The sequence below is a fragment of the Streptomyces sp. NPDC057654 genome (genome assembly GCF_042800135.1).
Taxonomy (GTDB): domain Bacteria; phylum Actinomycetota; class Actinomycetes; order Streptomycetales; family Streptomycetaceae; genus Streptomyces.
The window spans coordinates 1-4,963 of sequence record NZ_JBHVHQ010000646.1; the positions used below are offsets into that span (position 1 = coordinate 1).

Annotated in this window: 6 protein-coding genes; 2 read left to right on the top strand and 4 right to left on the bottom strand. The window is 67.5% G+C overall.

The genetic code is table 11. The annotated features are described in order from the left end of the window. Positions 1 to 588 precede the first annotated feature (588 nt). Both ACFU99_RS32705 and ACFU99_RS32710 read right to left on the bottom strand, forming a co-directional pair. Positions 589 to 1,707, bottom strand: coding sequence for a hypothetical protein (locus ACFU99_RS32705; RefSeq protein ID WP_384398937.1), 1,119 nt, complete (start codon positions 1,705 to 1,707; stop codon positions 589 to 591). A 282-nt stretch (positions 1,708 to 1,989) separates the two neighbouring features. Beyond that, positions 1,990 to 2,286: a hypothetical protein gene (locus tag ACFU99_RS32710; protein ID WP_384398939.1), complete on the bottom strand. Its 297-nt coding sequence runs from the start codon at positions 2,284 to 2,286 to the stop codon at positions 1,990 to 1,992. A 233-nt stretch (positions 2,287 to 2,519) separates the two neighbouring features. On the opposite strand from ACFU99_RS32710, the gene ACFU99_RS32715 reads away from it, so the two are divergent. Next, a complete protein-coding gene (locus ACFU99_RS32715) occupies positions 2,520 to 3,137 on the top strand; it encodes a TOPRIM nucleotidyl transferase/hydrolase domain-containing protein (RefSeq protein WP_384398941.1) in 618 nt (205 codons plus the stop codon). 22 nt (positions 3,138 to 3,159) lie between these two features. Here ACFU99_RS32715 and ACFU99_RS32720 read toward each other — a convergent pair whose 3' ends face one another. Beyond that, a complete protein-coding gene (locus tag ACFU99_RS32720) occupies positions 3,160 to 3,786 on the bottom strand; it encodes a histidine phosphatase family protein (RefSeq protein ID WP_384398943.1) in 627 nt (208 codons plus the stop codon). A gap of 239 nt (positions 3,787 to 4,025) precedes the next feature. On the opposite strand from ACFU99_RS32720, the gene ACFU99_RS32725 reads away from it, so the two are divergent. Further along, positions 4,026 to 4,376, top strand: a complete 351-nt coding sequence (locus ACFU99_RS32725; RefSeq protein WP_384398945.1) for a hypothetical protein — start codon at positions 4,026 to 4,028, stop codon at positions 4,374 to 4,376. A gap of 134 nt (positions 4,377 to 4,510) precedes the next feature. Here ACFU99_RS32725 and ACFU99_RS32730 read toward each other — a convergent pair. Continuing rightward, on the bottom strand, positions 4,511 to 4,963 hold a 453-nt coding region (locus ACFU99_RS32730; RefSeq protein ID WP_384398947.1), incomplete at its 5' end, for a chitin binding peritrophin-A domain-containing protein.

Genomic DNA, 4,963 nt, shown 5'->3' on the forward strand with positions numbered 1-4,963 from the left:
ATCGGAGTCGGGGACCGTGACGTAAGCGTCCTGGGCCGCTGGACGACACCAACCTCGCGGTCGGCGACGGGATTCGAACCCGCGTTGCTCTCTTGAGAGGAGAAGTAACGATCACCTGCGCACCGGGCACCCCTGGTGCTGTTGCCTCCCGAGATCAAGGACGGCCGCGGCGGATTCACTACAAGAAGTAGCCGCGGCCTGCGCACCGGGAGGTGCAAACGTATGAAGTTGTGGTCTCCCGAGATCAAGGTCGGCGATCGTGACGAAAGCGCTCTACCGCTGAGCTACCGCAGCCTTACGGCCGCGACCAGGGTTCGAACCTGGGACCACTCCATTAACAGTGGAAGTAACGATCACCTGCGCACCGGGAGATGCGTGAAGCGATGGCCCAACCCTGACCGACGGTCAGCGAGAAGGCAAAGCAATTTCGGATACCCAGTCGGTCGGGTGGAGCGGGTTGCGAACTCCGGACGATCAACCCCGGTGTTCTGGCGTTCCGGATCTGGCCTTCTGTGCTGGGCGATGCTTGCATGCCTTGAGGCTGTGCTGGCTGAAGAACCAACCGCTGAAATTGTCTTGCAGGGCTGGTCACTTCACCGTGTCCCACCACCAGGCAATGGGTGGGATGTCGACCGGTTGCATGCTGGTGTCGGAGGGCCTGGCCGTCCATTCGAGGGGAACTTCGGGGGCCGTGGCAGGGGGTGGGGTTTTGTGGTCGTTGATGACCGAGTAGCGAGGGACGCTGGCGGACCAGTCGAGGTTGGCCCGGGTGAACTGGCCGATGCAGTCCAGGTGGCGGATGAGGTCGTGGCTGGCGGTGGGGGTGATCTGGTCGCGTAAGGCGAGAAAGAGAGACATGACTCGATCACGGATCGCGACGACTTCGGATACCGCGTCCTGCGGCGAGCAGCCGAGCTTGCCGGCCATCACGGTGACGATGTTGGTGTTGGCCTCGTCGTGAAACTCCTCCTTGGGGTAGGAGATGAGGTCGTTGTCCCAGGCTGTGACGAAGGCTCCGGCGTTGGTGGCGGCTTGGACGGCGGGTTCGTGGAGTTCGGTGTCGGAGATGTGGCAGTCATTGGCGTAGGAGGCCAGGGAGTAGGCGGGATAGCTACCGACGCTGGCCAGGCGCTGAAGGGTGAATGCCTCGATGGTCGGGATGCTCCTGGGCTCGGTGTTGTTGGTGGCCGTCCATAGTTCGCCCACCATCCACCGTTGCAGGTCCTGCACGATCCGATGTATCTGGGTGTGGGTCGCGCCGCAGGCCCGCATCTGATCGGTGATATCGGCGATCAGATGGGCGTAGCGGCTGGAGCCGCCGACGATGCATTCGCTCCCCGCCGACCCGCATAGGACGCGGGCGGCCAGATCGATCATGCCGCTCAGCCCATCCCGGGGACCGGGGCGGGCGCAGGTAGTGCCGACGTCTTCGGCTTCGTGGGCGTCGTCCACTGCGAAAACCCAGTAGCCCCAGAGCAGTACGGGGAGAAGGCGTTCGGGGTCGGCCTGGTGGCATACCCAGGCGTGCAGCAGCGAGGGCCGGGTTCCGGTAATGCCCCACGCACGTGCGACGGGGTTCGGGTAGAGGTCGGAATCGTCGCACCACTGGATGCAGCGGCGTTCCAGTTCGGGGTAGTCGGGATGCTGGGTCTCCCCGTACGGGGAGAAGAACGGCGGGAGTTCAAACCCGTCGAAGAACGAAACCATGGGGATCTCCTCACGGCAGGAACGACTGGAGCGTCGATCCGCCTGGCGCTTTCGGCGAATGTCAGGCCGTCCGCCGAGGCGTTCTTTGTCCGGCGGGAATTCATCCAGAGGAGCACATGGGCAAGCTCGGAGGAGTGGGGTAGGACGTGGCGAGGCGTGAACGGGTTGAACGCTTGCGCGCTTGTGAGAGAGACCGCCCACTGCCCAAAGCTTGGCGCAGGCGACGAGGCCGCCCTCTGCGCGAGCAGACCGCCGGCCGCGCCCCTACGACCTGGCCCAGGGCTACCGCTGGAACAGGGCGACGACATCTATGCGGCCTTGCGACGGTCTCCGACGCCCCGGCCCCTTCGTGCTGCCGCCGCTCGTGGCAACGGCGGTCAGTCCCGCGAGGACGGCGGCAAGGCCTGCGGCCGACAGCGCGCCTTCCCGCGGAGCAGCCAGCAGCCAGCAGGATGTGGCGTTCGAGCCGAGGACCGCGCCGAGGGCCGTGCGGAGCGAGCCGAGGGCCGTGCGGAGCGACTGGGCGAAGGTGTGGATGGTGAGCTTGAGGGGCGTGTGACTGAAGGCGGTAGGTCCCATGTGGTGATCCATTTCTGTGGGGCCGAGCCTGGAACGAGGGGATGCGGAGCTTGACCCGTGAGGCAGCACCGGTGGATCGGGATGGGGATCAGGCGTTGTCGGTGCGGTCGGAGGGCTCGGGCCCGAGCAGGAGTTCTGCGCCGCGGGCCCCACCTGACGTGGGTCGGGTCCGGCGGCGCTGGGGCAGCGGATATTGCGTGTCGGGTGGGGCGGTGGCGGTGCAGACTCGCTTTATGGCGGACATGCGGGGGTTTCGGGACGCGGTCGGGTGCTGGGCGGCGGGTGGTTCTGGGAACGTGGCGGGGGAACTGGTCGGGCGGTTGGGGCTGCGGACGGCGGTGTTGCTGGAGGGGCCGAGTGACCTCGCCGCTGTTGAGACGCTGGCCGCTTGGCGCGGGCGGGATTTGGCCGCCGAGGGGGTGTGCGTGATGTCGATGGGCGGGGCGATGAGCGTCGGCCGCTACACCGGGCTTCTCGGGCCCCCTGGACTCGGCCTGCGGCTGGCCGGGCTGTGCGACGAGGGCGAGCGGCGCTTCTACGATCGGGCTCTGGAACGGGCCGGGGCGCCGCGCCAGGGCTTCTTCGTGTGCGTGGCGGACCTGGAGGACGAACTCGTCCGCGCGCTGGGCCCGGTGAGGGTCGAGGAGATCATCCGGGGCGAGGGCGACGCGCGTGCCTGGCAGACCTTTCAGCGGCAGCCCGCACAGCACGACCGGTCGCGCCATCAGCAGCTCCGGCGCTTCCTCGGAACGAAGAAGGGACGCAAGATCCGCTACGGCCGGCGGCTCGTGGAGGCTCTTGGCCGTGGGGAGACGCCGGCTCCGCTCGATGATCTTCTTGCGAGTCTGTGAACGGGGTATGCGAGCGGTGCTCCTAGACGCGGAGGTCCGGTGGGAGACCCGGGCGGCGGAGTTCCGTGGGGAGATGGCCCGTGTCGTTGAAGAAGAGGACGGAAGCCGGTCGCCTGGGTGCGTAGCGGATGATCGTCAGCGCGGCGTTGGCGTGATTGAGGCCCATCCAGCGCCACTTCGGGGCGTCGAGGGCGGCTCGTACGAACCAGCCGATGAGGAAGGCGTGGGTGACGACGAGTTCGTGGCGCGGCTCGTCGCCGTCCACGGGGCCGGCGAACCGTACGAGAGCCGCCTCGGCCAGATCCGGGCCCCGCTCGCGCTCCGCTGCCGGGATCTGGGCCAGGTGGGCGAGGTAGGCGTCGGCTGAATCCGGCGGGAGTTCTTCCCTTCGGGGCAGGTACGGGGGGTAGTCCCCGGCCAGTTCCGACGGCTGCGGACGCACGCCGTCGAGTTGGTCGCAGATCAGCCGTGCGGTCTGCTCCGCCCTGGGCAGCGGACCGTGATGGACGACCGCCGCGAGCGGGCTGTCGCGGAGCCGCTCGCCGAGCAGTACGGACTGCCGGGCGCCCCTGTCCGTCAGCGCGCTCTCGTCCGGCGTGGCCTCGCCGTGCCGCGCGAGGTAGAGGTAGCGGGTCGTCGTTCCGGTCATGCTCGGCCTTCCGTCAGCGTTCGCGATCTTGCAGATGATCTGATCGACGCTGGTGTGGGTGGCCTGGTTCCGGCGCCGGATGCTGAGCTGCGCCCGACTGCCGGCCGGGCGCGGGTGGGGACGGCGTGTGGTGGCGGGAAAGTTTTTTGTCTGGAATGGGTGATAAACGTATACAAAGATGTCATATGCGAGTACTCTTTTTGATTGGCATATTCGCTCAACTCGTCGGGAGGTGCGATATGTCCACTCATCCGGTACAGGGCTGGTCTGCCCCCGTTCCGCCGTCGCCTCCATCCGGCAAGAAGCCCCACCGCTCATGGCGGCCGCACTGGAGGATCTTCACCTGGGTCATCATCGCGTTCAACGTGCTGATGCTTCTGTGGCTGATCTTGGGCGTGAACGCGGCCAGCGACGAGGGAAAGAACTGCGAGGCGGAGGTCGGCGAACTGCGGGAAGCGTGTGAGATGGGCAATGACGTGGGTACCGCGTTCGGCGCCGGTCTGATCATCGCCATTTGGGTGGCCGGAGTGTTCATCCTCGGTGTCCTCTGGCTGGTCACCAACTCGCAGGTCAAGAGGCACCGCGACTAGTAGGTAGTCATTGCGGCATTCCCGCGCGGCGCTCGGTTCTTGTCGGGGTCGTGCATGGCGGCCTTGTCCGTCCGGGCGTCCGGGGCCGGCGGGCGGACAAGGCCACTCCTGTGGTGCGGGGTGCCGTAGGGGTTTTAGAGGGTTACGGTGCCGTGGGCCTGGGACGGGCTGAGGGTGGGGATGCCCTTGTATGTGGCTTCGAAGCCGTTGAGGAGGGTGTTCACCGGGATGGTCACGCCGGGGGCCGAGTTGCAGGTGGCGTAGCCGTTGCCGTCGGTGTGGGCGGTGCACAGGGTGCTGCCGCGGGTCGTGGTGAAGGTGATGGTGGCGCCGCCGAGCGGGCGGCCGTCCTGCCATGTCAGGCGGGCGTTGAGGCCCATGACCTGGAGCGGTACGAGGTTGAGGCGGGCGGTGCCGGCCGCCGTGCGCGTCTCGTACGGCTGGACGGCTCCGAGGGCGCCGCACGCCTGGAGCCTGGGGTTCCAGACGAGGTCGTTCGGACAGGCGGCGACGCTCGCGGCGCCGTTGGCGCAGTTGACGACCTTGTGGGCGTCGTCGGGGTACGGGAGGCGGGCCGTCCCCTGGGC

Excerpts from the sequence above, each read along its gene's own strand:
- ACFU99_RS32720 (WP_384398943.1), bottom strand. The coding sequence starts at position 3,786 with ATGACCGGAACGACGACCCGCTACCTCTACCTCGCGCGGCACGGCGAG.
- ACFU99_RS32710 (WP_384398939.1), bottom strand. The coding sequence starts at position 2,286 with ATGGGACCTACCGCCTTCAGTCACACGCCCCTCAAGCTCACCATCCAC.
- ACFU99_RS32705 (WP_384398937.1), bottom strand. The coding sequence starts at position 1,707 with ATGGTTTCGTTCTTCGACGGGTTTGAACTCCCGCCGTTCTTCTCCCCG.
- ACFU99_RS32725 (WP_384398945.1), top strand. The coding sequence starts at position 4,026 with ATGTCCACTCATCCGGTACAGGGCTGGTCTGCCCCCGTTCCGCCGTCG.
- ACFU99_RS32715 (WP_384398941.1), top strand. The coding sequence starts at position 2,520 with ATGGCGGACATGCGGGGGTTTCGGGACGCGGTCGGGTGCTGGGCGGCG.